The sequence below is a fragment of the Oribacterium sp. oral taxon 102 genome (assembly GCF_013394775.1).
Lineage (GTDB): Bacteria > Bacillota > Clostridia > Lachnospirales > Lachnospiraceae > Oribacterium.
In genome coordinates this window covers 660,959-685,635 of the sequence record NZ_JABXYT010000001.1, presented here as the reverse complement: position 1 = coordinate 685,635, position 24,677 = coordinate 660,959, and the positions used below count along the sequence as shown (strand labels likewise).

Sequence of the window (24,677 nt, the reverse complement as noted above, 5' to 3'; positions counted from 1 at the left end):
TTACTTTCTCTCATCCAAAACAACGGTGATATGGGAGCTTCTCTTCTCGATGCGGTAAGCTCTGCCCTGCGCTCTGGGATGAATTCTCTTCATGGTAGGAGCCGCATTCGCATAGCACTCTGCCACATAGAGGCCGGAACGATCCATATTGTTGTTATTCTCCGCATTGGCAGCCGCAGATTCGAGAAGCTTCTTTACAAGCGTGGAAGCATATCTGGGGTTGTAGGTTACGATACCAAGCGCTTCTTCCAGATTCTTGCCTCTGATGGCATCCAGAACGAAGCAAGCCTTCTGAACAGAAACTCTCGCATAAGAAAGCTTCGCGGAAGGTCTTCTGTCTACGTTTGCATTTCTCTCTCTCTTAATCTGAGATCTATGACCCTTTGACATTAAAATGTCCTCCTTTCAAATGCGATTATCCCTTACGCTCGTTGTCCTTGTGGCCACGGAATGTCCTCGTGGCAACGAACTCGCCGAGCTTGTGTCCGACCATATCCTCTGTGATATATACAGGAACGTGCTTTCTTCCGTCATGTACGGCGATCGTGTGGCCTACAAACGACGGGAAGATCGTAGAGCGGCGAGACCAGGTCTTGATCACAGCCTTGCTGCCCTGTGCATTCATCGCGTCCACTGCCTTCAGGAGGCTCTGATCTGCAAATGGTCCCTTTTTAACTGAACGTGCCATATTTCTTTCTCCTCCTCAATTATTTGATGGCCTTACCATCGCGTCTTCTCACGATAAGCTTGTTGGAAGCCTTCTTCTTGTTTCTGGTCTTCAGACCAAGAGCCGGCTTGCCCCAAGGAGTAGAAGGTCCGGAACGTCCGATCGGGGCGCGTCCCTCTCCGCCTCCGTGCGGATGGTCGTTCGGGTTCATAACGGAACCGCGGACGGTAGGACGGATTCCCATATGTCTCTTTCTGCCCGCCTTGCCGAGATTGATCAGGTTGTGCTCGCCGTTGCCTACGACACCGATGGTCGCGCGGCACTGGATCGGAACCATGCGCATCTCGCCGGACGGAAGACGAAGGGTCGCATACTTGCCCTCCTTCGCCATCAGCTGCGCGGCATTGCCTGCGGAGCGAACCAGCTGCGCGCCTCTGCCCGGGATCAGCTCGATCGCATGAACCTCAGCACCGACAGGGATCGCGGAAAGCGGAAGGCAGTTGCCCACTCTCGGCTCTGCATCCGCACCGGATACGACCTTCATTCCGTCGGTCAGGCCGTTCGGAGCGAGGATGTACGCCTTGCTGCCGTCTGCGTAAGCAATCAGGGCGATATTCGCCGTACGGTTCGGGTCATACTCGATGCCGATCACCTTCGCGACGATGCCGTCCTTGGAATTTCTCTTAAAATCGATGATTCTGTACTTCTGTCTGTTTCCGCCGCCGTGGTGGCGAACGGTGATCTTACCCTGGTTGTTTCTTCCGGCGTTCTTCTTGTTGGTAGCGAGAAGAGACTTCTCCGGACTCTTCTTCGTCACCTCCGAGAAGTCAGAGCCGGTCATGTTTCTTCTTGACGGCGTATACGCCTTATATGTCTTAATGCCCATGCCTGTTTTCTCCTTTATCTCCCGCTGCGTATAATTGAGAATTCATCACGCAGCGCAACTCTTCGTTACCCCGATATCAAAGACCGCTGAAGATCTCGATTTCCTTGGAATCCGCGGTGAGCGTAACGATCGCCTTCTTCTGTGCAGAGGTTCTTCCGAAGGTCATGCCTCTTCTCTTCACCTTGCCGTCCAGATTCATGGTGTTGACAGCCTTCACCTTCGCACCCTCGAACATCTTCTCTACTGCCTCCTTAACCTGAGACTTGGTAGCGGAGGGATTCACGAGGAAGGTGTACTTTCTGGAAGCCATCTCTCCCATGGACTTCTCCGTGATAACCGGACGAAGGATCACGTCGTAATATTTAATGTCAGCCATTATGCGTATACCTCCTGAACTTTCTCAAGAGCTGCCTTGGTGGCAACCACGGTCCCGAACCTCATCACATCGTATACGTTCAGCTCATTGACCTGCGCCGTCTTGATGTCTGCGATATTTCTCGCAGAAAGGACGGTGTTCCGGTCGTTGGAATCCAGAAGCACGAAAGCCTTCTGTACCTTCAGAGCGTCCAGCATCGTCTGGAAGTTCTTCGTCTTGATCTCATCGAAGCGGATCTCGTCCACGACGATCAGCTTGTTGTCGGCTACGGCATTGGAAAGTGCAGACTTAAGCGCCGCTCTCTTCTCCTTCCGGTTCATGCTGATGCTGTAGTCTCTCGGAACCGGCGCGAATACGACGCCGCCGCCCTTCCACTGCGGCGCGCGGATCGAGCCCTGTCTCGCATGGCCCGTTCCCTTCTGTCTCCAGGGCTTCCTGCCGCCTCCCGAAACCTCCGAACGAGTCAATGCCTTCTGCGTTCCCTGTCTTTTATTTGCAAGCTGTGCAACTACCGCGAGGTGAAGAAGGTGCTCGTTAACCGGTGCCGCGAAAACCGCGTCGCTCAGCTCCATGCTGCCGACTTCCTGCCCCTGCATGTTATATACAGATACGTTAGCCATTTATATGTTCCTCCTCTCTTCCGTCTCAGGCCTTGACAGACTCTTTGATCGTGATCAGAGCCTTCTTCGGTCCCGGTACCGCACCCTTTACCAGGATGAGGTTATTCTCCGCGTCTACCTTCACCACGGTGAGGTTCTGCGTCGTAACCTTCACTGCGCCCATGTGAGAGGGCATCCCCTTGCCCGGAAGCACTCTGGACGGTGTCGCAGACGTACCGTTGGAACCCTGATGACGGTGGAACTTGGAACCATGTGCCATCGGTCCTCTGTGCTGGCCGTACTTCTTGATCGCGGACTGGAAGCCCTTACCCTTGGAAATGGCGGTAACGTCTACCTTATCTCCCTCCGCAAAGATGTCAGCCTTGATTTCATCCTTTACCTTGTACTCCCCGGCGTTCTCGAAGCGGAACTCTCTCAGGAATCTCTTGCAGGACACGCCCGCCTTGTCGAACTGCCCCTTCAGCGGCTTGTTGACAAGCTTCTCTCTCTTGTCCTGGAAGCCCACCTGTACCGCGCTGTAACCGTCGTTCTCAGGGGTCTTCACCTGCGTTACCACACAGGGCCCCGCCTGAAGCACAGTTACCGGGATCAGCACGCCGTCTTCATTCCAGATCTGCGTCATCCCAACCTTTGTTGCAAGAATAGCTTTCTTCATTTGTTCTCCTTTCTACAGCGGAACCTCTCGGTTCATACTAGAATCATTTCTTCTTCATCTTGATGTCGACGTACACGCCTGCCGGCATCTCCAGTCTCTGCAGCGCATCCATGGTCTTCTGGTTCGGGCTGATGACGTCGATCAGTCTCTTGTGGGTTCTCTGCTCGAACTGCTCACGAGAGTCCTTGTACTTATGCGTGGCTCTCAGGATGGTTACGATCTCCTTCTTCGTCGGAAGTGGCACCGGACCGGAAACCTGGGAACCGGTCTTCTTGCAGCTCTCCACAATCTTTGCAGCCGACTCGTCCACGAGTGCGTGGTCGTAAGCCTTGAGTGTGATTCTCATTACTTGACTTGCCATAAAAAAAGTCGCCTCCTATCGGAAATTTGACGATAAGTTGGTGACTGTACACGAAACCGGGTGTGTCCTCATGGATCTCACCCCAAATCCACCTGCTGTCTGATGGACTTAAATTGTAGTACAGTGACCTGCCGTCAGTTTCTAAAACTTGACATTCGCTCCATGAAGTTCTCCCGCAAGACTTATACTTGGTTGCCGGTTTCCCGGGGCTTGGCTTTCGACCTTGCGAGCAATCTTTCATTTCTACGCTATCATGTCACAGCGTAGTATACGATAGCACAGGAGCTGCACGATTGCAAGGCATTTTTCATTTTTTATGTTCGGAATCAAAAACATCTTCGCAAAAGTTCACGGGATCGGACGTTGCTTTTCCACCCAACCGTGTGTGTCAAGACCGTATTCTAACGCATCCCCGCAGGAAATGCAAGCGTTTTCTTCCGGAATCAACGTATTATAAAAGGGAGTCCCGTACGGGACCCCCTCTCATCGTCTGTCTCAGTCGTTCTCCGAAACCTCGAGCTCATTTTCCTTGTCCTGCGTATCGATGGTATCCAGCGTACCGCCATCCGGATACGTCACCTTCCTTCCGGAGGAATCTACCGAGAACTTCACACCGTTCTTATCCTTCAGGTTCTTCCGGTTCTTGACCACGCGTCCGGAGGTATCGACCACATAGCCGTCGATCACGCTGCTGCTGCTCTGAATCTGCATATACTTGCTGTCGGAGCCTGCCGCGAGGAGCTTACCCTTGAAGTAAACGTAGCTGTCCTTCACGCCGGTTACGCCCTGCCCGTTCGTACCGAAATATGCCGTGACTCTGTCTCCGTCGTCCTCTGTGAGCGTCAGTCTTCCGGTTCTCACGGAGCAGTCGGTCTTCGAGCTGCCGCAGTAGTAATAATTCCCCTCATTGTCCCTCTGTATCCCGTACATCGGGTTTCCCTTCTCATTGAAGAGGTAACGCTTGCCGTTGATCTTCTGCAGCTCTCCGCCGCCGGCGCTGCCTGCGGCGGGATGTCCGCTGCTCTTGAAGTAGTACCATTCCACGCTGCCGGTGGAAAGCCCGTCATTGCCGCTCTCCTCCGGACCTATGACCGCGAGCCAGGTATTCGAGAGACGCTCTCCCAGCTTGAACTTGCCGGATGTCGTCGCGAAGTACATATAGTCCCGGATGTCGCCGCTGCTCCCCTCCGTGCTCGCCCAGCCGGTCTGCATCACGCCATACTCGTCGAAGCCGTAGTTCACGCCGTCGATGCTCCTGACCTTCACACCGCTGCCGTTCGCATGAAACTTCTCGCCGGTGCTGGTATTGAAGTAGAACCAATAGGACTCCCCTGCGGAACGGTTCTCGGTGCCGTCAAAGAAGTCAGACGGCGGCGTCAGCTGCTTCCAGCCGGTTTTCATCACACCGTTCTCATCGCAGTAGTAATTGTTATTGTCTACCCAGCCGGTCTGCATCACGCCGTTTCCGTCGAAGTAGTACCAGTAGCTGCCGACTCTCTGCCAGCCGTCCATACGGAGCGAGCCGTCATTGGTCGCATAGTACCAGATCGTCCTGCCATTCTCCATCGCCTTGATCCAGGAGTTCGTCACGGTAGAGCCGTCGTCATTCTGGTAAACCTGATAGCCGTTCTGGTTCGTCGCCCAGCCCGCTGCCTGCGCACGTCCCCCGAAGAGCAGCGCCGACGCACCGACTGCCAAAAGAAATCCTCTAAGCTTCCCTCTCATTGATCTATCCCCTCCGACACCCTATGCGGTGTGCTGAAAATCTTTTTCGCCTCCTATCATACCCTGTGGGAATTTAAAAAACAACACCTATTTCCTTAACCCTGTCGAAGATTTCTTTACATTTCTATGACAGGCACGCCCGGATTCAGCCCTCCAGACTGCCGCTGTCCGAAAATACATACCACTTTCCTTCTATATATTGTCTGCCGGTGAGCATCCTTCCGAGGCTTCCGTCCTGGAGCGGGCTGAAGTAATACCAGTCCCCCTTCTCCTCTCTGTACCAGCCGGTTCGGAGATACCCCGCTTCATCGAGGCTGTACCATGCCTTGATGCCGTTCCACTCGAGCACCTGCCAGCCGGACGTAAGGGGCTTGCCCGTGCTGTCCAGGAAGCGCCAGCCGTTCTCCTGCTTCTGCCAGCTTCCCCTCACAGCCTCCGGAAGCTTCTCCTGTGCGGGTGTCGTGCGAAGCACCGTAGCGCTCGCCGCATACTGCGCGGGCCCCATTTCCGGGCTCCATGCGACTGCCGTTCCGTTCTCCGCCTTCCCTGCTGCCGCCGTTTTATGAAAAGCGCCTCCGAAAATCGCAGGAAGCACCGTATGACTGCTCCGCTCTATGCTGCGGGAGCCGCTGCTCTTCCCCTCCTGTCTCGGTCTCTCCGGATTTTTTTCAGGCTTTTCCGGCTTCTTCGGGTCTTCAGGAGCCTTCGGCTTTTCCGGCTTCTCCGGTTCTTTTTCAGGCTTATCGGGCTTCTCCGGTTCTGTCTCTCCGTTCACCAGATCATACAGCTCCTGCAGATTCTCCACCGCATCATACTGCCCATCCAGCTTCGCGCCCGTGGTCTCTCCCTCCGGAAGCTCCGACGCGAGCTTCTCCTCGGCACTTGCGGAGAGCCGCAGGAAATCTCCGAGATCGACTCTCCCGTCCTCTCTCCGGAGAAGCGCGTCGATCTGCGCCGGCCGCGCCGCCTCCGGCAGCGTCGCCTCCAGCGAAACGAACCAGTTCCGATCTGCCGTAAGATGCCGCTCCTGCCGCTCCGGATCATAGTTTGCGGAGCTGCCGTCCTGCCAGAAGAAATTGGAGCGCCGGTAGAGGTTCTCCTCCTTCGCCGTCTTTGCCTGCGACTTCTTGCCTGCCAGCTCCTTTTCCCTGAGCGTCTCCGGCGTATTGCTCTCCGTCCGGAAGGAAAGCAGCCCCGCCGCGCGGAATGCAGTGCGCTTCGCGTCATTGGTATAGAAGGCGATATTGGAGCCGCCGTTCTCATAGGAACTGGAACAGTATGCCGCAATGTCAGGACAGCTGTTGGAATCAATGCCCTTCGCCTTGTTCAGGTATGCCGCGCTGTTATACAGCTCGTGCCTTCCGCTGATGCTGGAGCCGCCCATCTTGAAGCCGTTTCCGTTGCCCTGCTCTGTGCCATCCAGTCCATAGCCGTTTCGGAAGGCAAGGCTGTTCCGAATCCGTACCTTTCCGATTGCCCCGGTCTCCACCTTGGCGAAGAGATCCCAGCCGTCGTCGGCATTATTGAAGGCGATACAGCCATCGAAGACGATGCCCTCGCCGCAGGTGAGCTTTGCAGCGAAGCCGTCCGCATCCTCATGGCCGCTGTCCGCATTGGCATAGGAGGTACAGTTCAGAATCAGATCGTAGGAGGGCCAGAGCTCTTTTCCGTCGCTCAGGAGATAGCGGCTTACCTGGATTCCTGTGTTACCGTTTTCATAGGTACGGATGCCCTCGAACACATTGTGGCTGCCGGAAATCTGGATGCCCTTCTGTCCGTTCGCGGAGCGGCGCACATCGATGTCCCTGACCTCCCAGTAGTTCCCCGCGAAGATCATTCCCGGGCACTTCTCCTGAAAGTCAAATATCGCTCTCCCGCCCTTCTCCGCCGGCTCCAGCAGGATCGGCGCTTCCTCCGTGCCGTCGATGCCCCTGTCTGCCACTACCGTCCGATCCAGCAGATAGGTTCCGGAATGAAGCAGGATACGCTGTCCCGGCTGTACGAAGCGAAACGCGGTGTAAATATCGACCGGCGACGCGCTTTCACCGCTTCCCGCAGGACTTCCGTCCCGCGATACATAGATCCGGTCTCCCTCTCCCAGCCGCTTCAGCTCTACCGTATGGGAGAACTCCTTCGTCCCGTAGTCGCTCAGCACATAGTTTTCCTTCCCCTTCGGATGGAAGTCTCCGTCCGGCGTGAAGGAGAGTCGGAATACATTCTCGCCTGCCGCAAGCTTCGCCGGAATCCGGACGGGAGCATCTGCCTGCACAGAAACAGTTTTCGTCCCTCCTTCTGGAAGCTCCGCCTGCAGCGCTCCGTCGGCATTCGCCATGAAGCTGAGCGTATAATCCGGGCTGTTCGCGGTTACAGCGGAGAGCACGCGGTAATCCGGCGTCACCTCTACAGTCGGCTTCTCCTCCTTCGGTTCATCCTCCTCCGGAGAGAGCAGCTGCAGCTCGATATCCGAGAAGTTTACCTTGAAGCTTCGCGCCGCGAAGAAGCCGACATATACCGTATCCGCATCCAGCACGGACAATGCCTCCGGCTCATAGTATTTGTTGGTATGCGTCTCCCCCTCTGCGTCGATATAGCTCACAAAATAACCGGTATTGTTCTTCTGGATGGAGAGGCGGACCTCCTCCAGCGGGTGCTCCACTGTACCGCTCGCTTTCCCCTTTTCCCTTCCGATCAGATTGTAGGTTCCCTCCTTCTTTTCTCCGCAGCTGGTCTCCAGCGGCAGGATGGAGGTCTGGAACGCCGAGGCGATCGTCTTGCTGTCATTCCCCAGAAGCTTCGGCAGGTTTTCCCTGCTGACGCCGATTTTTTCCTGCGAGCCGATGCCCAGCTTCATCATAATGTGCTTCTGCAGCCTGTCGTCCGTCGGCTCATGCTTTTCCACATCATAATAATAGTCCAGCTTGGTCACCGTCGCCATATAGGAATTGTTCCAGAAAGCACTGCCGTCCCCATTTGTGCCGACCCGATCCGCCGCCATCAGCCCGAAGCCCTCCTGCCCATTGGTGAAGGTCCACGCCTCCGGAACAGCAGTCGCAGTCAGCGTGAAATTCTGACCCGCCGGGATCTCCGTATAATAGAAGGAAAGTCCGTCCGTGGAGGCAGGAACCAGCTTGCCCTTGTTATTCAGGTTCCAGACCGTCACGCTGCTGCCCGCCTCTGTAAGCGCACCGCTGCCGCTCCTGCTGTATCCAATGTTTTTCCCCTCCGCTTCCGCGTTTAGGCCGAAGGCGGAAAAGCTCCACGCTCTCCCCTTCGGAAGCTCCGAGGGACTGGCGGATCCGGGGAGCTCCGAGGGACTCGCAGCCTTGGAGGGCACCGAGGAAGCAGAGCCTGCCGCAGCAGCTGCGCCGCTTGCTGTTTCTTCCCTCAGCTCCGATGGACTCGCCTTCTCCGCGGCTTCCCGCTTCTCTTCTCCGCTTTCTTCCTTTTCCGGCACGCTTTCCGTATGAAGCGGCTCTGCCCCGTCTCCGGGCGACGCAAATACTGTCCCCGGCAGCAGCAGACTCCCGCACAGAAGCAGCGCCAGGAGACGTGTCATCCTTCCCTTCCGCATTTTCTCCTCCTTTTCCCCCTGAACCCCTTCTCGTTTACTGCCGCAAGGGTAAACCGGTTTTTGTAAACGCTTTCACAAACGAAACAAAGTATATCATTTCTTTTTTTGCGAAATCCATTCACATTTGGCACATAATTCCTTGTGAAAATTTGGAGGATATTTTTTTCTCTTCTTATTTTTGTCTTTTTATTATCAATTTTCCACAAAACACCGTCGTACTTTTCTGCATAAGTCCCCCGTCAAGCGCCCGAATGCCTGTGCATGCTTGCATGCACAGGCATTCGGGCATTTGACGGGACAAGAGGAATGAGCAAAAAAAGCGACGCGAACAACGTGAGCTGCGCGTTTTGCGAATACCTGTCAGCGATGCGCGAGCTGCGACGCAGCGCGCAGGACTTATGCAGAATGCGCTGGAGCTGTGAAAAAACAGGAAGCCCCGCCGCATATCGCGACTCAAACCGCAAATGCATCGCACGATACACGGTCTCTGGTCTTCGTTTTTTCACAGCCCCTAAGGACATTTAATCCATACTCCGGAAGCTGCATCTCGCACTGCAGCCGCATGGGAGCATCAGCCCGTTTGCCGCAATCGGCAGTCCGACCTCCTCCGCACAGACCCTTCCTCTGCGATCGATGCAGAGCGTGCTGTGCAAAAGGTAATGCATCACCGCGGGCTGCAGCCCTGTCGTGTAGGAATTCAGCAGGAAGAAGAGCGGCTTCTCCGAGAGCAGCTGCGCGCTCAGCTTGAGGAACCCGCCGATGTCGTCCTCAAGCTTCCAGATCTCTCCCTTCGGTCCTCTGCCGTAGGAGGGCGGATCCATAATGATCGCGTCATAGCGGTTTCCGCGGCGAAGCTCCCTCTCTGCGAATTTCACGCAATCGTCTACCAGCCAGCGGATCGGCGCAGCGGAAAGCCCGGAGCTCTCCGCATTCTCCTTCGCCCACTGCACCATCCCCTTCGAGGCATCCACATGCGTCACTGCCGCACCCGCCTTCGCCGCCGCAAGCGTCGCGCCGCCCGTATAGGCAAAGAGGTTCAGCACCTTGACCGGCTCTGCATTGCCCTCACGCACTCGCCGTGCCCGCTCCGTAAGGATCAGGTTCGCGCACCAGTCCCAGTTCGCCGCCTGCTCCGGAAAAAGCCCGGTATGCTTGAACGAAAAGGGCTTCAGATGGAAGCGGAGCGTCCGTTCCGCCGCGGGAAGCGCCGAAAGCGCCGCATTCTCCGGCACACTATAGCCGTAGCTCCCTGCCGTCTCCACAGGAAGCCGGGAGCTGCCATCCCCGCCCAGCGTATAGGAGATCGTCCACTGCTCCGGGAGCTCAAAGAACTCCCATTCTCCGCCGCCCCTCTGTGAGCGGTGATAGTGCCCGTTCGGCTTCCTCCACCCCCGGCTGCTCTTCCGAATCTCCCAGATCACCTGCGGATCCGGACGCCGAAGCAGATAGCTGCCCCAGCGCTCCAGCTTCTCTCCATTCCCCGTATCCAGAACCTCATAATCCTTCCAGTTCTCCGCTATGAACATCTTTCCCCTCTCCGTTCTCCCTCGCTGCCTGCCCCTATGCGGCGAAGCACCGCCAAAGCCATCTGCCCCTCACCGGATCGCTCCCCTCCCGCACAGCGCGACTGTGCTGTACATAAGCCCTAGCGCCCGCCGGACAGAAGCGAGAAGAGCAGCGGCAGCCGCTTCCGGAGAAAATCCGTCAGAACCGCAGATAAAAAAACGCAGAGCGGCGGCAATAAAAAATAAACCAGCAGCAGTATTCCGCTCTGTAAGGGAGACGCCGGCGTGAGTCCGAACGCACGAATCCCCCATGAAACAGCACGCACGACCGGGTAATGCAGCGCATAGAGGAAAAAGCTGTTCTTCATCCAACCCGGCACCCGCGGAAGCTTCTCCATAGGAAGCAGGAGCAGAAGCAGCAGTGGAAGCAGCAGGCGATACAGCACCGTCAGCAGCACAGAAAATCCCGCATTCCCCGACATGACCGGCACTCCCCGAAGATACAGCAAAAGGGGAAGCAGCAGGAGCAAGCCCCCTGCAAGCCGTCCATCCCTTTCTTCATAGAAGCGTCCGCCATAGCGCCCCAGCAGCGCGCCCGCATAGTAATACAGCAGCGCGTCCGCATTGAGATAAGGCAGGCTGCATCTGCTGTAGATCAGCCCCAGCAGGCAGAGGAACGCAAAAAACGCCGCAGTCCGCCGCCGAAGCAGCAGATAGAGAAGCGGCGCCGAAAGCTGCAGCAGCAAAAGCTGATAGAGATACCAGAAAACCGGATTCCAGCGGTAGTGTATGACTGCATCCAGCCACAGCGCTCCGGAAAACGCCGTCCTTCCCAAAAGCACGAAGAACAAATAGCAGAGGCTGTTCCATGCACAGTACGGCAGCAGCAGGCGGTACGCCCTTTTCCCCCACTTCCGGGGCAGCTCCCCAAGGCTCCCGAAGCTCCGAAAGAACAGACAGCCGCTCAAGAGGAAGAAGCCGGGCACCGCCGCTTGCCCGAGCGTATTCGAAAAGAAATTCTCTACGGAAACGGCAGACAGCAGCGGCACGCCTGCCGCAAGCTCCTGAAGCCCCAGATTGTCCGGCGCGAGGTTCTCGGCATGGACGAGGATCACGAGAAGCGACAGCAGGAAGCTGTAGAAATAAATTTTATTGGACAGGCGCTCCGGCATACCGTCCTACTTCAAGTCGAGGCTGAGCTGCGCAGTCTCCTCCTCCCGCTTCTTCCGGTATGCCGAGATCTTCGCATTGATCTTCGCCACCGGATCGAGAATGCCGGAAATCGACATATCATGGTTAATGTTGTCGATCAGGAGCGCGATATACTTCGACATATCCACATTGAAATACCATTCTCTCTCCAGAAGCTCCGGTGTCTGATAGATCAGATTGGTCGTCAGCACGCCATCGAGAACCCCTGCGGCATACGCGCCGTCGAAGCGCTCCAGCCCGTTCGTGAAAAGCCCAAAGGTACAGCAGGCATAGACGCGGCGGGCTCTGCGCTCCTTCAGCTCCTTCGCCGTATCAATCAGCGACTCACCGGAGGAGATCATGTCGTCGATAATCAGCACATCCTTCCCCTCCACATCCGTGCCGAGGAACTCATGCGCCACGATCGGATTGCGCCCGTTCACAACCTGTGTGTAGTCTCTCCGCTTGTAGAACATACCCATATCGATGCCGAGCACGTTCGCATAGTAGATCGCACGGTTCATACCGCCCTCATCCGGAGAGATGACCATCATATGGTTCTTGTCAATGTCCAGATCGCCGACATGATTCAGAAGCGCCTTGATAAACTGGTAGGTGCAGGAAACGTTGTCGAAGGAATCCCGCGGGATCGCATTCATTACACGCGGATCGTGCGCGTCGAAGGTCAGGAAATTCTCGACACCGAGATCGTGCAGCTCCTGCAGCATCAGGGCACAGTCCAGCGACTCTCTGGAGGATCGCTTGTGCTGACGGGACTCGTACATGAACGGCATGATGACATTGATCCGCTTCGCCTTGCCGGTCGTCGCCGCGATCAGACGCTTCAGATCCGCATAGTGATCATCCGGAGACATATGATTGACGTGTCCGAAGATAGAGTAGGTGATCGAATAGTTCATCACATCCACCATAAGGTAGATGTCCTTGCCGCGGACACTCTCCAGTATCGTCCCCTTGCCCTCGCCGGAGCCGAAGCGGGAGATCTTCGTCGGAACAATGTAGTTGTCCTTCTGGTAGCCGTTGAAGGCGATCGTGTGCTTGTGCTCGCTCTCCCTCTCCTTCCTCCATTCCGCAAGATACGCGTTGACCTTCTGCCCCAGTCCCTCGATGGACTTCAGCGGCATCAGCGCCAGAGGTCCTACCGGGATCTGCTCAATGAACTCCGACGTTCTCGAATCTGACATTACCATCCTCCTTCTCATTAAGCCTCATATGATGATATCAGGGGCAAACAGGGACAAAAGTCTAAGCCCATGACAGGCCTGTCGCATAGGTCTGTGCCCCGCTTCACAGTCCTCGCAGCGCTACGCTCCAAACCATACCCGATTTCCCCGAAAAAGTCCAGCGAAAATCCGTTCTACAGTCTCTGATCCCTCCCGTAGAGCGGAATGATTTCATAATCGGACATGATCCGTGAGACGATACGATCCGAATAGCTGTCCTGCATCGTCCGGAAGGAAAGGTTCGTCGAGATCAGCACCGACCTCCGCATCACCATTCGCTGGTTGATAATGTAGAAAAGGCGCGAGGTCGTGAAGGAATTCACGAATTCCGTGCCGAGATCGTCAATCACCAGCAGCTCCGTCTCCATAATCGCCTCCGAAAGCGCCTGCTCCTGCTCTTCCCGTCCCCCGGGGTGCAGGCTCTCGAAGAGGTCTGTGCTGCTCAAATAAATGACGCTGTGTCCCCGGTCGAGCAGCTCCTTCGTCACGCAGTTGATCAGAAAGGTCTTGCCGGTGCCCGGATTCCCCATCAGGATCAGGTTTCCCCCCTGCTTCGAAAAGTTCTCACACCAGCTCCGCAGATATTTCCTGACCGACTCCATATACGCACGGTTGGTCTGTCCGCCTGCCTGCGGCAAAGGCTCCCGGTTGTCAAAAATCAAGGGATTAAAAGAAGTGAAATTTTCCCGCTGCACGATATCCGTGACATTGGACTGCCGGTACAGAAGCCGGAGCTGCATTGCCCGGAAGCAGTGGCACTTCTGCCCGTTTACGAAGCCGGTATCCTTACAGTCCTCGCAGCTGTACTGCTGCTCCAGATAATTTTCCGGCAGTCTGTGCTCCCGGAGCACCCGGCGCTTCTCCGCGCTGATCTCCCCTATCCGCTCCGGCAGGCGCTCCTTCCGACTGCGGTCGCCGTTCCGCAGCGCCTCCGCCGCCTTCACCGACTCCGCTACGATTGCCTGATCCAGCGTGCGAAGCTCCGGGATATCCCGGTATGCCTGCTCCTGCCGCGCGCGAAGCGCACGGTAGCTTCGGAGCTGCCGTTCCCCGTAGACCCGCATGATTTCATTGAATTGAGAATTACTTAATGCCATTCATCCGTTCCAGTACTTTCTTCTGTGCGATGCTGTCATAATCAACCTCGCTCTTTTCCAGATTCATAAAGCGATTCGGCTTCGTCACGGACTTCCGCGGCTGCGATTTCCTGCGCTCGAACTCACGGATCAGCTGCTGCGCCTGTTTTACTGTCCGGATCCCCTGCTCGTGCCAGTTGATCGCTACCGTCTCCATATAGCGGGAGGAGGTCTTCTCCAAGCCCGCACAGTATTCCAGCAGAAATTCGATCAGCTCCGCATTCATCCCAAGCTGCCGGTACATATATTCCAGCGTCTCTACCTGCTTCTGGGACGGAAGCCCCGGAAGTACATGCTTCGCCACGAAAAGCACGCCGGCGAACTCCTCCTCTGACTGCACCCGCTCTGTCTGTGCCTCCTCGGACACATCCTCCGACGCTCTCTCCGAGAGCAGCTCCTCCGACCGCGCAAAAGCCGCCTCCGTCCGAATCTCACTCTCGACACACTGTCCCGCACCGTCGGAGAATACGCCCATCTTCTCCCAGTAGCGAACCGCCCGCTCGATATCATTGTCCGTAAGCATCAGGGCGTCCGCAGCCTCCTTGATATTGAATTTTTCACCGCAGTGACGGAGCATATAGAGATAAACCTTCACATAGTCCCCGTTCGCCTCCGCCATAAATTTATCCAGAAATTCATTCGAAATGCAGGTCGCCTTTACAGCCAGCTTGTCCTCGATATTCGTCCCCATAAAATCCCCCGAAATCTCTTAACGTGTTCTGATCATAGCATAGTCATTTTCCAAGTTCAACGGCACTGCTCCACAACTTTATCCACCGGAGCTGTCCACATTCCTGTGGATAAAGTGGACTACTCAAATGTCAATAGGGTGGATAAAATTTCATCAGGAAAATGATTTGGGGAGAAAAGGCTTAAATTCTGAATTTTTTATAAAGATCGAACTGTTTTTCGAAGATATTTCGCAGAAATTTCCGTACTTATCCACATTCCCCCTGTGGAAGAATCGCAAGAACTTATCCACAGAGGGTGCAGAAAAATATTTGTCCCAAACGCTGCGGCATACAGGCAATCCTCATGGCAAAAGCTCCGGAACCGAAGTTCCGGAGCCGATATCCAGATCGTTTCCGCTCCTGTTTTTCTGCCGGAGCGGCGCTTTCCCGAAGGGCAGCGCCTCCCTCTACGGCAGATCCAGCTCCCGTTCCGCAGCGCGGCGCACGAGCGCTATCCCCTTTTCGTCATATTCCATCTCTCCGTTCCCGAACATCAGGGCAGCGCCGTACATATAGGAGCGCAGAATGAAGACCTTCCGGTAATAGACCTCCTCCTCGATTCCGAACTGCACGCAGTATTTCCGTGCGATGCTCTCCGTCAGCTTCGTAAGCCCTCCGCGCAGCCCCCGGTAGCTCTCGTCGAAGCGATCGTCCTTCACCATCAGGAGCGAGCGGAAGTGCGGATGCTCCACCAGAAAACGGACATAGGAAATCAGAAGCTCTACGATCTGCGCGCGATAATCCCTCGGATGCGCAGCGATGATTTCCCGAAGCTCGGCAAACCAGCGGTCATAATTATAGCGGATAATCTCAGCGATAAACTCATTCCGGTTATGAAAATGCTTGTAGGGAGCGCCCGGCGAGACATGGCACGCCTCCGCGATCCGCCGCACCGAAAAATTTATGATGCCGTAGCGATCCAGCTCCAGTACCCCCGCCTCCAGCAGCTCCTGCCTCTTGCTTTCCCGAATTTCCTCTGCCATGCCTCTTCCTTTGCGAATTTTCCTCGGCCCCATGTCCGAGGCTGTTGTGCTATCCATGTACACGCTGTTTCAGTATAGCATAACCCCTGCTGCGGATACCAGCCCCGCGCTGCAGGTCTTTCCTGCGGAAGCGCTGATCGAGCCCTCATGGAGAACGTTAAGCTCCGGCGGGTGCAAATCATGAATGCATCAGCATTTCCTTAATACTGCCGGAATCTGCGGTAACGTTCCTCCCGGAGCATATCTCCCGAAGGGAGCGCGCGGAATGCGAAAAGCAGCCTTTCCCGAAGGCCTTCGAAATACCTTGCCTCCTCGTCCCCCTCTTTCCGTTCCGAGAGCGCCTCCTCGATGATCCCGAGCCGTTTCGCATCCTTTGCCGTAAGACACAGGCTCTCCGCCGCGCGGGGCGCCTCCTGCGCATCCTTCCAAAGTATGCTCGCGCAGCCCTCCGGCGAGATAACGGAATAGACCGCGGAATCCAGCATGAACACCCGGTCTGCGACGCCGAGCGCGAGCGCGCCGCCGCTGCCGCCCTCCCCGATCACAACGGAAATAATCGGGGTTTTCAGACGCATCATTTCCATCATATTCTCCGCGATCGCCTGTCCCTGCCCCCGCTCCTCCGCACCGATCCCACAGTAGGCTCCCGAGGTGTCAATGAAGGCAAGCACGGGTCTTTGGAATTTCTCCGCCTGCTTCATCACGCGGAGGGCCTTTCGATAGCCCTCCGGATGCGGTGCGCCAAAGTTCCTCCTCTGCCGCTCCGCCGCACCATGCCCTTTCTCGATCGCGACGAAGCTGACCGCCACTCCACCGAGCAGCCCGAGACCTGCACAGACCGCCGGATCGTCCGCGAAGCGGCGGTCACCGTGCAGCTCGACAAAATCCGAAAAAAGCCGCCGCACATAGTCCATGGAGGTATACCGCGCCCCGTCTCTCGCCGCCCTCACAATCTCATAGGCAGTCCTCTCCTTCTCTCTCCTCATCCCTCTGTCCTCATCTCCGTGAAAGCGATTCCCGCCGCGCCGGCATGCCAGCGAAGCAGTCTGCCGATCAACTCCTTTTCCTGCCCTCTCTCCACGATTTCATCCAGAAAACCGTGCTCCAGCAGAAATTCTGCTGTCTGAAAGCCCTTCGGGAGCGGCTTATGCAGCGTTTCCTCTATGACACGCGCGCCGGCGAAACAGATCGTCGCACCCGGTTCAGCCAGGGTGATATCCGCCCCCATCGCAAAGCTCGCCGTGACGCCCCCCGCCGTCGGATTGCAGAGCAGCATCAGGCTGAAGAGCCCCGCATCACTGTGTATTTTCAGTGCCCCCGCAGTCTTCGCCATCTGCATCAGAGAGAGGAGCCCCTCCTGCATCCGTGCGCCGCCGGACATGGTACAGCCTACAAGCGGAAGCCGCTCCTTCGTCGCCTCCTCCATAAGTCTCGTGATCTTCTCTCCCACGACACTGCCCATGGAGCCCATCATGAACTCCCCCTCCATCGCGAAGAGGAAGCAGGGATTCCCGTCGATCTCCGCCCTGCCGCAGACCACGCCCTCCTCCTCTCCCGACAGGAGCCTCGCCTTCTCCAGCTTCTCCGCATAGCCCGGAAATCCCAGCGGATCCTGTGCGGAGAGCTCTGAGAAATATTCCCGGAAGCTCCCACTGTCCGCAAGGAGCTGTATTCTCCGGCGTGCCTTCATTCGAAAATGATACCCGCAGTCACAGACGAACTGGCGCATGGACAGCACCTCCTCCGAGAGGAAACGATGGCAGTTCGGACAATCCCTGCCGCTCTCCCGCTTTCTACGTCGTCCGCCCTTCTCCAGCTCATTTTTCGCCCGAAGGCGAAATTTCAAAAAAGCCATGCGTTTTTCCTTTCTCAGCCTTCGAGAAAACGAAGGTCATAGTTTCCGCTCACGAATCGCGGATCCTCGAGGAAGCGAAGCTGCTCCTCGATATTGGTCTCTACGCCCTCGATCACCAGCTCGCAGAGCGCTGCCTTCATTTTCCGAAGCAGCTCCTCGCGGCTTACGGCACAGACCATCATTTTTCCCAAAAGAGAATCATAGAAGGGCGTTACGACCGTGCCCTGCATCAGTGCCGTATCGAAGCGGATAAACGGCCCGCCCGGAATATGCAGGCGCTGCACCGTCCCCGGAGAGAGTGCGTTGATGCGGCACTCCAGCGCATATCCCCGCCCCCGCGTCTCCTCCTCCGAAAACGGCAGGGAGACGCCCGCCGCTGTACGGATCTGCCATTTCACGAGGTCAAGCCCGGTATACAGTTCTGTAATGCCGTGCTCCACCTGCAATCGCACATTCATCTCCATGAACCAGAGCTTCTGCTGCTCATCCAGCAGAAATTCCAGTGTGCCGACACCGGTATACTGCATGCTGCGCACCGCCTTCGTCACCTTCTGGAAGAGCTTCCTTCTGGATTTCTCATCCAGTCCGGCGGAGGGGGTCTCCTCGATCAGCTTCTGGTGCCGCCGCTGTACCGAGCAGTCCCGTTCACCGAGACAAAGCACATGCCCCGCCTCATCCGCTATGACCTGCACCTCGATATGCCGTGCCGGGAAGACATACTTCTCCAGATAGAGAGAGGGATCGCCGAAGCTTGCCTTCGCTTCCGCCTCCGCAAGCGGGTACGCCTCCCGAAGCTCCCCTCTCGAGTAGAGCAGGCGGATGCCCTTTCCGCCGCCGCCGGAAACCGCCTTCAGCATCACCGGATAGCCCATCTTCTCCGCAACGCGAATCGCCTCCTCGCGGCTCTTCAGCGTATCGGAGCCGGGAATCGTCGGCAGGCCTGCCGCCGCCATCTCCTTCTTCATTTCCGCCTTATTCTCCGTGCGGAGCAGGAAATCCGCCGGCGGTCCAATAAAGGCAATTCCGTTTTTGCGGCATTCCTCCGCAAAATGCGCATTTTCAGACAGAAAGCCATAGCCCGGATGAATCGCCTCCGCCTTCGTCATCAGTGCCGTGCGAAGAATCTGCGCCTGATTGAGGTAGCTCTTCTCCACCGAAGCCGGACCGATGCAGTAGCTCTCGTCGGCGAGTGCTGCGGCGAGACTGTCCCGGTCTGCCTCGGAAAAAACCTGCACGGTCTTGATTCCCATTTCCCGACAGGCGCGAATGATGCGGACGGCAATCTCGCCGCGATTAGCAATCAGTATTTTTGAAAACATCCTTCTTCTCCACGATGGCAAAGGAAAACTCTGCGCTGATGCAGAGCCTGTCCCCTACATAGCCCTTTCCTTCTATAAAATAGAAGTTTGCCCTGCTCCGCGTGATCCTGCACCTCGTACGGAAGCAGTCCCCCGGATAAACCGGAGCGCGGAAGCGTACCTTATCAAGGCCCGTATACATCGGAATCCTCGCATTGTCCTCGGAAAGTGCCGGGATCAGCGCGCAGGCGGACTGCGCAAGGATCTCACACTGGATCACGCCGGGAACGACCGGGAACCCGGGGAAATGACCGTTCAGAAACCATTCCGTCCCCTGAATATCCAGCTCCCCCTCTGCATAGTCCCCGTTTCTCTCGAGCCGGTTCAGCAGCAGCATGCTGTCCCTGTGGGGGAGCAGCCTTTCAATCTCTTCCCGTCTCATCCCTGCTCCTCGATCCGGAACAGCGTGCAGCTGTAGTCCACTGCCTGCCCGTTCTGCACGCAAACCTCGCGGACGATGCCGTCCACCTCCGCGGTGATCTCATTCATCAGCTTCATCGCCTCGACGATTGCGAGAACATCGCCCTTCTTCACCTTATCGCCGACCTTGACGAACGGCTCCGCGTTCTCCATCGACGCCTGATAGAAGATGCCGACAATCGGGGACTTTACCTCCGTATAGGAGGACGCCACACTCTGCTGCGCCGCCTCCAGCTCTGCCGGAACAGCTGCCGCTCCCGCTCCGGCTCTCCCGCCTTCGTTTCTTTCGAGGCGAATCGAGCCCTTCTGTTCGTTGATCTCGAGACCGGTCAGCCCGAGCTCTCCCATAAGCTCCGCATACTTTCGGATATCTGTTTCTGACATTGTTTTCTCCTTCGATATGGTCAGCGGATTTAAGCCCTTCGGAAGGCAAGGCAGACATTGTGTCCACCGAAGCCAAGCGAGTTGGAAAGCACCAGAGACGGCGACGCCTGTATCGCCGTATTCGGAATATAATGCAGGTCGCACTCCGGATCCTGCTCCAGCAGATGGATGGTCGGCGGGAGGATTCCTTCATTCATCGCATAGAGCCCCGCGATTGCCTCTACCGCACCCGCCGCACCGAGCATATGCCCGGTCATGGACTTCGTCGAGCTGATCAGCACCTCCTGTGCCCGTTCTCCGAATGTCTTCTTGACCGCCAGTGTCTCGAGCTTGTCATTCATCGGTGTCCCCGTGCCATGTGCATTGAGGTAAACCAGCTCCCCCTCCTGGTACCCGGCCTCCTCCATTGCCTCCCGCATCGCGCGGGAAGCGCCCGCTGCATCCGGCCGTGGTGAGGTAATGTGGTAGGCATCGCAGCTCACGCCGTAGCCTGCGACTTCACCGTAGATCCGCGCGCCGCGCGCCTTTGCGTGCTCATACTCCTCCAGCAGCAGCGCCGCCGCACCCTCTCCCATGACGAAGCCGCCGTGCCGTCTGTCAAACGGCAGAGATGCCGCGTTCGGATCCTCTGCGGAGGACAATGCCTGCATATTGGAGAAGCCTGCCACTGCGATCTCGCAGATGGATGCCTCGGCACCGCCGCTGATCACCGCATCCGCATAGCCGTGCCGAATGGCGCGAACCGCCTCTCCGATGGCGCTGGCGCTGGAGGCGCAGGCAGTCACGGAGGGCTGCACCGCCCCCTCGCAGCCATGCTTGATCGCGATCATCGCCGCCGCCATATTTGCGATCATCATCGGGATCAGAAACGGAGAGACTCTGCGGTTTCCGCGGCTGATCAGCTTATTCTGCTCCTCGCTGTAGGTGAGAATGCCGCCGATGCCGCTGCCGAAGTAAACGCCGAAGCGCTCCCGCTCCACCTTGCCGCAAATCCCGCTGTCCTCCACCGCCTGCGATGCCGCCGCCACACCATACTGCGTAAAAAGATCCGCACGGTGAATGTCCTGTCGATCCATGTAGAGACTCGGATCGAAGCCCTTCACCTCCGCATCGACCTTTGTCTTGTAGTCCGTCGTATCGAAACGGGTAATGCGGCCGATGCCGCACACGCCCTTCTTCATGCTCTCCCACGCTTCTCCTGCGTTGTTGCCGATCGGTGTGATCGCACCCAGCCCGCTGACTACCACTCTTCTCATCGTTTTTCCCTTCCTCTTTCCCTCTCAAAACTCCCTGCCGGGCAATACCGCAGCTCTGCACCCTGCAATTGTTCTGAACCGCCCTAAGCTCTTCGCCGCATTCACATCGCGATGCCGCCGTCTACGCGCAGTGTCTCTCCGGTAATATAGCTGCTGCCGAGCAGGAAGGCGACCGCCTCCGCGACCTCCTCCGCTCTCCCCATGCGCCGAAGCGGGATACTGTCAATGAGGGCGCGCTCCCTCTCGCTAGGCTCTGCCGTCATTTTCGTCTCAATAAAGCCCGGTGCGACAGCATTGCAGAAAATGCCTTTCGGCGCGAGCTCCCGCGCGACCGCCTTCGTCAGCCCGATCAGTCCTGCCTTCGAGGCGCTGTAGTTGGACTGTCCGGCATTGCCGAAGAGTCCGGAGACCGAGCTGATATTCACGATATGCCCGCCTCGGTTCCGAAGCAGCAGAGGACTCACATGACGGATCATGTTGAAGGCGCCCTTCAGGTTGGTATCGAGCACCGCATCGTAGTCCTCCTCCCTCATCGTAAGGATCAGCCTGTCCCGTGTGATACCCGCGTTGTTCACGAGACAGTCGACGCGTCCGAAATCCTTCCGGATCTCCGCAGCGATTCTGCCGCTCTCCGAAAAATCAGAAATCTCGCAGCGATAGCAGCGTGCCTGCACGCCGAATCGCTCCGTAAGCGCCGCCGCGAGCGACTCCGCCGCCTCCCTGTTTCCCCGGTACAGCATCGCGAGCTGCGCGCCCTCCGCTGCGAGTTTCTCGCAGATCGCCGTGCCGATGCCGCCGGAGGCGCCCGTAACGATCGTTACCTTATCCTTTAACATAGCTTCTCCTTTTCTCATCGCAGAGCAGAAACCGTACTGCGCAGGCTCTCCGCATCCTCCACATGAAGCGTCCGCACCGTTCTGTCGATCCGCTGTACCATGCCGGAGAGAGTGCTTCCCGGTCCCAGCTCCACGAAGGTATCGATGCCGGAGGCGAGCATCTGCCGGATGATGCTCTCCCAGCGTACCGGCGAGCAGATCTGCGCAGACAGCAGCTCCTGCGGCGAGCTGTCATACCTTCGTCCCGTCAGATTCGAGTAAATCGGATACTGTAGCGCAGCAAAGCTCTCCTCAGACAGCAGCGAAGAAAAGGCTTCGGCTGCCGACCGCATGAACGGGGAATGGAAGCCGCCGCTGACCTTCAGCGGGACGGCTCTGCCGCCTGCCTCCCTGACTGCACGCAGAAAATCGTCCTCCTCTTCCTTCGCGCCGGAGACCGTGAGCTGCCCCGGACAGTTATAATTCACCGGATAGACCGCCCGAAAGCCTGCCGCAAGCTCCTCCACCCGCTCATTCTCCAAGCGGAGCACTGCCGCCATGAAGGCGGGCTGTGCCGCCGCTGCCTTCTCCATCAGCTCACCTCTTAAAAGCACCAGCGGGAGGGCGCGCTCCAGCGGGAGCAGCCCTGCTGCACAGACTGCGGACAGCTCCCCGAGGGAAAAGCCCGCTGCCGCCGCTGCCTGAAATCCCGCCTCCTCAAGAGCCCTCGCCGCCGCAAGCTCTGTAAGAAAGAGACAGGGCTGCGCATTCCTCGTCTGCCGGAGCTCCTCCTCCGTGCCATGGAAGCAAAGCTCCCGTATCCCCGGCCTCAGCTGCTCTCCTTTGTCAAAGACCGCTGCCGCCGCGGGAGAGGATACCGCAAGCGCTTTTCCCATCCCGCTGTACTGCGCGCCCTGTCCCGGAAAGATAAATGCCGTTTTTGCCATCCTGCCCCCTTTTCTCCGATTCTTGCATCGGGAAATCCTGCGGCTTATCACAGCCCGCAATCCCCGCGGAGCCGCACCCCTCTCTGCTCCGCATCCCGAACCAGATCCTCAATAATCTCCCGTGCGGTCTGTGTCTTCGTAAACATTGCCGCAATCTCGCCAGACATAAAGCAGCCCTCCTGCACATCTCCGTCCTGTACTGCCTTCCGGAGCGCGCCGCTGCCAAGCCTCTCGAGCTCCACAGCCTCTGCACCGCCGTACTCGCGTGCCTCGTACTCTCTCGTAAACGGCGTCCGCAGCGCACGCACCGGATGTCCTGTCGTCCTTCCGGTCACGACTGTGCTGCGATCCGTTGCCTTCAGGATCTTCTCCCGATATTCCGGGTGGATCGGGCACTCCCTTGCAGTCAGGAAGCGGGTACCGAGCTGTACGGCAGATGCGCCGAGTGCCCATGCCGCCGCGATCCCTCTGCCGTCCCCGATGCCGCCCGCTGCGATCAGCGGAAGGGTCGTCACATCAGAAACCAGCGGCAGCAGTACCATGGTACTGAGCTCCCCGACATGCCCACCGCTCTCTCCGCCCTCTGCGATCAGTGCGTCCGCTCCCGTTCTGCTCATCAGCTTCGCCATCGCTGTGGATGCAACCACCGGAATCACCTTGATCCCCGCCTGCTTCCAACGCTCCATGTAGCGCGCCGGATTACCCGCACCGGTTGTCACGGCAGGGACGCGTTCTTCACAAACCAGCTGTGCGATCTCCTCCGCGAAGGGACTTTGCAGCATGATATTCACCGCGAAGGGCTTCGAGCTTCTCTCCCGAAGGAGTCGAATCTGCTCCCTGACATAGTCTGCCGGTGCGTTTCCGCCGGCAATGATGCCTAAGCCGCCCGCCTCGGAAACCGCCGCAGCGAGTCTTCCGTCTGCGATCCATGCCATCGCCCCCTGAAAGATCGGATATTCGATCTGAAGCAGCTCGCAAATCGGGTTTCCGCTCATGCCTCCGCCTGCCTGCTCTCGATAAACCGCACGAGCTCTCCGATGGTATCAAGCTTCTCTTCGAGCTGAATCTCCATTCCGATCTCATCCTCGAGATCCATCAGCAGCTCCACGGTATCGAGGGAATCGATCCCCAGTTCCGCGAAGGTCTTGTCCTCCGTGATCTCCTCCGCCGGGAGATCCAGCCGTTCCGCCACGATTTTCTTCACACTGTCCAGTACCATCCTATCCTCCTTTAAACATTCCTGCCCCGCGGGAAACACTTCTTCGGCTTTCTGCCTTATCCGCCGCAGCCCATGGTAATCATCGATTACCTATCTGCAAAAAAGAAATGGGTCTCGGTAATCACCGCTTACCCATGAACGGCATTATAGAGCTGCCGGAAATATTTGTCAACAGTTTTTTGAAAAATGTTGTTTAATTCAGAGATGATCGATGCCATGAAGAATGATTCTTCACAGCCACTGCTCCGCAAAAAATTCGAAGTATCAAGAAAGAGGATCTGCATTTCGTCTGCAAATATAGTCCTGCGATGCAGCCCATGACAAATCAAAGTAATTCCGGCATTGAACCAGGCAACATTCCGAATGGCGGACAGACGATGTGCAACGAGGTTGCTTCATCCCAGAGAATGATATCTGGATTCCGCAGGAGAGAACAGGCAATACTAATCCGCTGGCGCTGACCACCGGATAAACAGCCGCCGTGTTCTCCAAGATTCAGATAATATTCTCCCTGACAGTACCGGAAAATAAAATTTTCTCCTGAGGCACCAGCCAAACGTCCATGCCCTGCTTCGCAGGGCTCCACCAAATATATACGTCCCGACGGATTGCTTCTCTGCTTTGCAGTTCTCGCAATCCTACAGGCATTCGCATTCTCATGCCGCTTGCGCGTCATTCCATGCTCATACCTGTTATCGCTGCCATAAATCAAATGCTAAAAAATCATACCATACTCCGTCTTATTTCCGGACACAGCAATATCCATAACTTT

General features: G+C 57.0%; 27 protein-coding genes. All 27 read right to left on the bottom strand.

All coding sequences use genetic code 11. The features are described 5' to 3' along the window. Entirely contained in the window at positions 1-390 is a 390-nt protein-coding gene (rplV, locus tag HW273_RS03165; protein WP_179010398.1) for a 50S ribosomal protein L22, read from the bottom strand. Positions 391-415: 25 nt separating this feature from the next. Then, complete coding sequence (gene rpsS / locus HW273_RS03160; RefSeq protein ID WP_179010397.1) at positions 416-688, bottom strand: 30S ribosomal protein S19; 273 nt, start codon at positions 686-688, stop codon at positions 416-418. A gap of 19 nt (positions 689-707) precedes the next feature. After that, positions 708-1,553, bottom strand: a complete 846-nt coding sequence (rplB, locus tag HW273_RS03155) for a 50S ribosomal protein L2 (protein WP_179010396.1) — start codon at positions 1,551-1,553, stop codon at positions 708-710. Between the two features lie 76 nt (positions 1,554-1,629). Further along, a complete protein-coding gene (gene rplW, locus HW273_RS03150) occupies positions 1,630-1,929 on the bottom strand; it encodes a 50S ribosomal protein L23 (RefSeq protein ID WP_179010395.1) in 300 nt (99 codons plus the stop codon). Next, the gene (gene rplD / locus HW273_RS03145) at positions 1,929-2,549 is read right to left on the bottom strand and encodes a 50S ribosomal protein L4 (RefSeq protein WP_179010394.1); all 621 of its coding nucleotides are present in this window, start codon (positions 2,547-2,549) and stop codon (positions 1,929-1,931) included. The genes rplW and rplD overlap by 1 nt, the downstream gene beginning before the upstream one ends. Positions 2,550-2,574: 25 nt before the next feature. Further along, complete coding sequence (rplC, locus tag HW273_RS03140) at positions 2,575-3,204, bottom strand: 50S ribosomal protein L3 (RefSeq protein ID WP_179010393.1); 630 nt, start codon at positions 3,202-3,204, stop codon at positions 2,575-2,577. Positions 3,205-3,247: 43 nt separating this feature from the next. Next, the gene (rpsJ, locus tag HW273_RS03135) at positions 3,248-3,565 is read right to left on the bottom strand and encodes a 30S ribosomal protein S10 (RefSeq protein WP_179010392.1); all 318 of its coding nucleotides are present in this window, start codon (positions 3,563-3,565) and stop codon (positions 3,248-3,250) included. A gap of 495 nt (positions 3,566-4,060) precedes the next feature. After that, the gene (locus HW273_RS03130; protein ID WP_179010391.1) at positions 4,061-5,290 is read right to left on the bottom strand and encodes a cell wall-binding protein; all 1,230 of its coding nucleotides are present in this window, start codon (positions 5,288-5,290) and stop codon (positions 4,061-4,063) included. Positions 5,291-5,435: 145 nt separating this feature from the next. Then, positions 5,436-8,861, bottom strand: coding sequence for a right-handed parallel beta-helix repeat-containing protein (locus HW273_RS03125; protein ID WP_179010390.1), 3,426 nt, complete (start codon positions 8,859-8,861; stop codon positions 5,436-5,438). After that, positions 8,843-9,067: a hypothetical protein gene (locus HW273_RS03120; RefSeq protein WP_179010389.1), complete on the bottom strand. Its 225-nt coding sequence runs from the start codon at positions 9,065-9,067 to the stop codon at positions 8,843-8,845. The genes HW273_RS03125 and HW273_RS03120 overlap by 19 nt, the downstream gene beginning before the upstream one ends. A 315-nt stretch (positions 9,068-9,382) precedes the next feature. Continuing rightward, positions 9,383-10,387 carry a class I SAM-dependent methyltransferase gene (locus HW273_RS03115; protein ID WP_179010388.1) on the bottom strand — a complete coding sequence of 335 codons (1,005 nt, stop codon included), beginning with the start codon at positions 10,385-10,387 and terminating at the stop codon, positions 9,383-9,385. Between the two features lie 119 nt (positions 10,388-10,506). Then, the gene (locus HW273_RS03110; RefSeq protein WP_179010387.1) at positions 10,507-11,538 is read right to left on the bottom strand and encodes an acyltransferase family protein; all 1,032 of its coding nucleotides are present in this window, start codon (positions 11,536-11,538) and stop codon (positions 10,507-10,509) included. Between the two features lie 6 nt (positions 11,539-11,544). Beyond that, positions 11,545-12,762, bottom strand: a complete 1,218-nt coding sequence (locus HW273_RS03105) for a ribose-phosphate pyrophosphokinase (RefSeq protein WP_179010386.1) — start codon at positions 12,760-12,762, stop codon at positions 11,545-11,547. A gap of 173 nt (positions 12,763-12,935) precedes the next feature. Continuing rightward, positions 12,936-13,898: an ATP-binding protein gene (locus HW273_RS03100; RefSeq protein WP_179010385.1), complete on the bottom strand. Its 963-nt coding sequence runs from the start codon at positions 13,896-13,898 to the stop codon at positions 12,936-12,938. Continuing rightward, positions 13,885-14,628, bottom strand: a complete 744-nt coding sequence (locus HW273_RS03095) for a DnaD domain-containing protein (protein ID WP_179010384.1) — start codon at positions 14,626-14,628, stop codon at positions 13,885-13,887. Before HW273_RS03095 ends, HW273_RS03100 begins: the two co-directional genes overlap by 14 nt. Positions 14,629-15,075: 447 nt before the next feature. Further along, positions 15,076-15,651 carry a TetR/AcrR family transcriptional regulator gene (locus HW273_RS03090; RefSeq protein WP_179010383.1) on the bottom strand — a complete coding sequence of 192 codons (576 nt, stop codon included), beginning with the start codon at positions 15,649-15,651 and terminating at the stop codon, positions 15,076-15,078. A gap of 200 nt (positions 15,652-15,851) precedes the next feature. Continuing rightward, positions 15,852-16,637: a carboxyltransferase subunit alpha gene (accA, locus tag HW273_RS03085; protein ID WP_179010382.1), complete on the bottom strand. Its 786-nt coding sequence runs from the start codon at positions 16,635-16,637 to the stop codon at positions 15,852-15,854. Further along, complete coding sequence (locus HW273_RS03080) at positions 16,634-17,506, bottom strand: acetyl-CoA carboxylase carboxyltransferase subunit beta (RefSeq protein WP_179010381.1); 873 nt, start codon at positions 17,504-17,506, stop codon at positions 16,634-16,636. The genes accA and HW273_RS03080 overlap by 4 nt, the downstream gene beginning before the upstream one ends. Positions 17,507-17,520: 14 nt before the next feature. After that, on the bottom strand, positions 17,521-18,825 hold the full coding sequence (locus HW273_RS03075; RefSeq protein ID WP_179010380.1) for an acetyl-CoA carboxylase biotin carboxylase subunit: 1,305 nt from the start codon (positions 18,823-18,825) through the stop codon (positions 17,521-17,523). Beyond that, positions 18,800-19,246 carry a 3-hydroxyacyl-ACP dehydratase FabZ family protein gene (locus HW273_RS03070; protein WP_179010379.1) on the bottom strand — a complete coding sequence of 149 codons (447 nt, stop codon included), beginning with the start codon at positions 19,244-19,246 and terminating at the stop codon, positions 18,800-18,802. Before HW273_RS03070 ends, HW273_RS03075 begins: the two co-directional genes overlap by 26 nt. Further along, positions 19,243-19,668, bottom strand: a complete 426-nt coding sequence (locus HW273_RS03065; RefSeq protein ID WP_179010378.1) for an acetyl-CoA carboxylase biotin carboxyl carrier protein — start codon at positions 19,666-19,668, stop codon at positions 19,243-19,245. The genes HW273_RS03070 and HW273_RS03065 overlap by 4 nt, the downstream gene beginning before the upstream one ends. A 29-nt stretch (positions 19,669-19,697) precedes the next feature. Beyond that, positions 19,698-20,924 (bottom strand): beta-ketoacyl-ACP synthase II, encoded by a 1,227-nt coding sequence (gene fabF, locus HW273_RS03060; protein WP_179010377.1) that lies wholly within the window; start codon positions 20,922-20,924, stop codon positions 19,698-19,700. Positions 20,925-21,025: 101 nt separating this feature from the next. After that, positions 21,026-21,760: a 3-oxoacyl-ACP reductase family protein gene (locus HW273_RS03055; RefSeq protein ID WP_179010376.1), complete on the bottom strand. Its 735-nt coding sequence runs from the start codon at positions 21,758-21,760 to the stop codon at positions 21,026-21,028. 14 nt (positions 21,761-21,774) lie between these two features. Beyond that, positions 21,775-22,686, bottom strand: coding sequence for an ACP S-malonyltransferase (locus HW273_RS03050; RefSeq protein ID WP_179010375.1), 912 nt, complete (start codon positions 22,684-22,686; stop codon positions 21,775-21,777). Positions 22,687-22,733: 47 nt separating this feature from the next. Then, positions 22,734-23,681 (bottom strand): enoyl-[acyl-carrier-protein] reductase FabK, encoded by a 948-nt coding sequence (gene fabK, locus HW273_RS03045; RefSeq protein WP_179010374.1) that lies wholly within the window; start codon positions 23,679-23,681, stop codon positions 22,734-22,736. Next, positions 23,678-23,905 (bottom strand): acyl carrier protein, encoded by a 228-nt coding sequence (locus tag HW273_RS03040; RefSeq protein ID WP_179010373.1) that lies wholly within the window; start codon positions 23,903-23,905, stop codon positions 23,678-23,680. Before HW273_RS03040 ends, fabK begins: the two co-directional genes overlap by 4 nt. A 325-nt stretch (positions 23,906-24,230) precedes the next feature. Beyond that, complete coding sequence (locus HW273_RS11850; RefSeq protein WP_179010372.1) at positions 24,231-24,581, bottom strand: ATP-binding cassette domain-containing protein; 351 nt, start codon at positions 24,579-24,581, stop codon at positions 24,231-24,233. Positions 24,582-24,677: the final 96 nt, after the last annotated feature.

Bases quoted from the DNA above. Each gene is read 5' to 3' on its own strand.
- rpsJ (WP_179010392.1), bottom strand. From the start codon at position 3,565: ATGGCAAGTCAAGTAATGAGAATCACACTCAAGGCTTACGACCACGCA.
- HW273_RS03130 (WP_179010391.1), bottom strand. From the start codon at position 5,290: ATGAGAGGGAAGCTTAGAGGATTTCTTTTGGCAGTCGGTGCGTCGGCG.
- HW273_RS03090 (WP_179010383.1), bottom strand. From the start codon at position 15,651: ATGGCAGAGGAAATTCGGGAAAGCAAGAGGCAGGAGCTGCTGGAGGCG.
- fabF (WP_179010377.1), bottom strand. From the start codon at position 20,924: ATGAGAAGAGTGGTAGTCAGCGGGCTGGGTGCGATCACACCGATCGGC.
- HW273_RS03075 (WP_179010380.1), bottom strand. From the start codon at position 18,825: ATGTTTTCAAAAATACTGATTGCTAATCGCGGCGAGATTGCCGTCCGC.
- rplD (WP_179010394.1), bottom strand. From the start codon at position 2,549: ATGGCTAACGTATCTGTATATAACATGCAGGGGCAGGAAGTCGGCAGC.
- HW273_RS03050 (WP_179010375.1), bottom strand. From the start codon at position 22,686: ATGGCAAAAACGGCATTTATCTTTCCGGGACAGGGCGCGCAGTACAGC.
- HW273_RS03055 (WP_179010376.1), bottom strand. From the start codon at position 21,760: ATGTTAAAGGATAAGGTAACGATCGTTACGGGCGCCTCCGGCGGCATC.
- HW273_RS03105 (WP_179010386.1), bottom strand. From the start codon at position 12,762: ATGTCAGATTCGAGAACGTCGGAGTTCATTGAGCAGATCCCGGTAGGA.
- rplC (WP_179010393.1), bottom strand. From the start codon at position 3,204: ATGAAGAAAGCTATTCTTGCAACAAAGGTTGGGATGACGCAGATCTGG.
- rplV (WP_179010398.1), bottom strand. From the start codon at position 390: ATGTCAAAGGGTCATAGATCTCAGATTAAGAGAGAGAGAAATGCAAAC.
- rplB (WP_179010396.1), bottom strand. From the start codon at position 1,553: ATGGGCATTAAGACATATAAGGCGTATACGCCGTCAAGAAGAAACATG.
- HW273_RS03100 (WP_179010385.1), bottom strand. From the start codon at position 13,898: ATGGCATTAAGTAATTCTCAATTCAATGAAATCATGCGGGTCTACGGG.
- fabK (WP_179010374.1), bottom strand. From the start codon at position 23,681: ATGAGCGGAAACCCGATTTGCGAGCTGCTTCAGATCGAATATCCGATC.
- HW273_RS03065 (WP_179010378.1), bottom strand. From the start codon at position 19,668: ATGTCAGAAACAGATATCCGAAAGTATGCGGAGCTTATGGGAGAGCTC.
- accA (WP_179010382.1), bottom strand. From the start codon at position 16,637: ATGAGGAGAGAGAAGGAGAGGACTGCCTATGAGATTGTGAGGGCGGCG.
- HW273_RS03040 (WP_179010373.1), bottom strand. From the start codon at position 23,905: ATGGTACTGGACAGTGTGAAGAAAATCGTGGCGGAACGGCTGGATCTC.
- HW273_RS03070 (WP_179010379.1), bottom strand. From the start codon at position 19,246: ATGAGACGGGAAGAGATTGAAAGGCTGCTCCCCCACAGGGACAGCATG.
- HW273_RS03095 (WP_179010384.1), bottom strand. From the start codon at position 14,628: ATGGGGACGAATATCGAGGACAAGCTGGCTGTAAAGGCGACCTGCATT.
- HW273_RS11850 (WP_179010372.1), bottom strand. From the start codon at position 24,581: ATGACGCGCAAGCGGCATGAGAATGCGAATGCCTGTAGGATTGCGAGA.
- rplW (WP_179010395.1), bottom strand. From the start codon at position 1,929: ATGGCTGACATTAAATATTACGACGTGATCCTTCGTCCGGTTATCACG.
- HW273_RS03080 (WP_179010381.1), bottom strand. From the start codon at position 17,506: ATGGCTTTTTTGAAATTTCGCCTTCGGGCGAAAAATGAGCTGGAGAAG.
- HW273_RS03125 (WP_179010390.1), bottom strand. From the start codon at position 8,861: ATGCGGAAGGGAAGGATGACACGTCTCCTGGCGCTGCTTCTGTGCGGG.
- rpsS (WP_179010397.1), bottom strand. From the start codon at position 688: ATGGCACGTTCAGTTAAAAAGGGACCATTTGCAGATCAGAGCCTCCTG.
- HW273_RS03110 (WP_179010387.1), bottom strand. From the start codon at position 11,538: ATGCCGGAGCGCCTGTCCAATAAAATTTATTTCTACAGCTTCCTGCTG.
- HW273_RS03115 (WP_179010388.1), bottom strand. From the start codon at position 10,387: ATGTTCATAGCGGAGAACTGGAAGGATTATGAGGTTCTGGATACGGGG.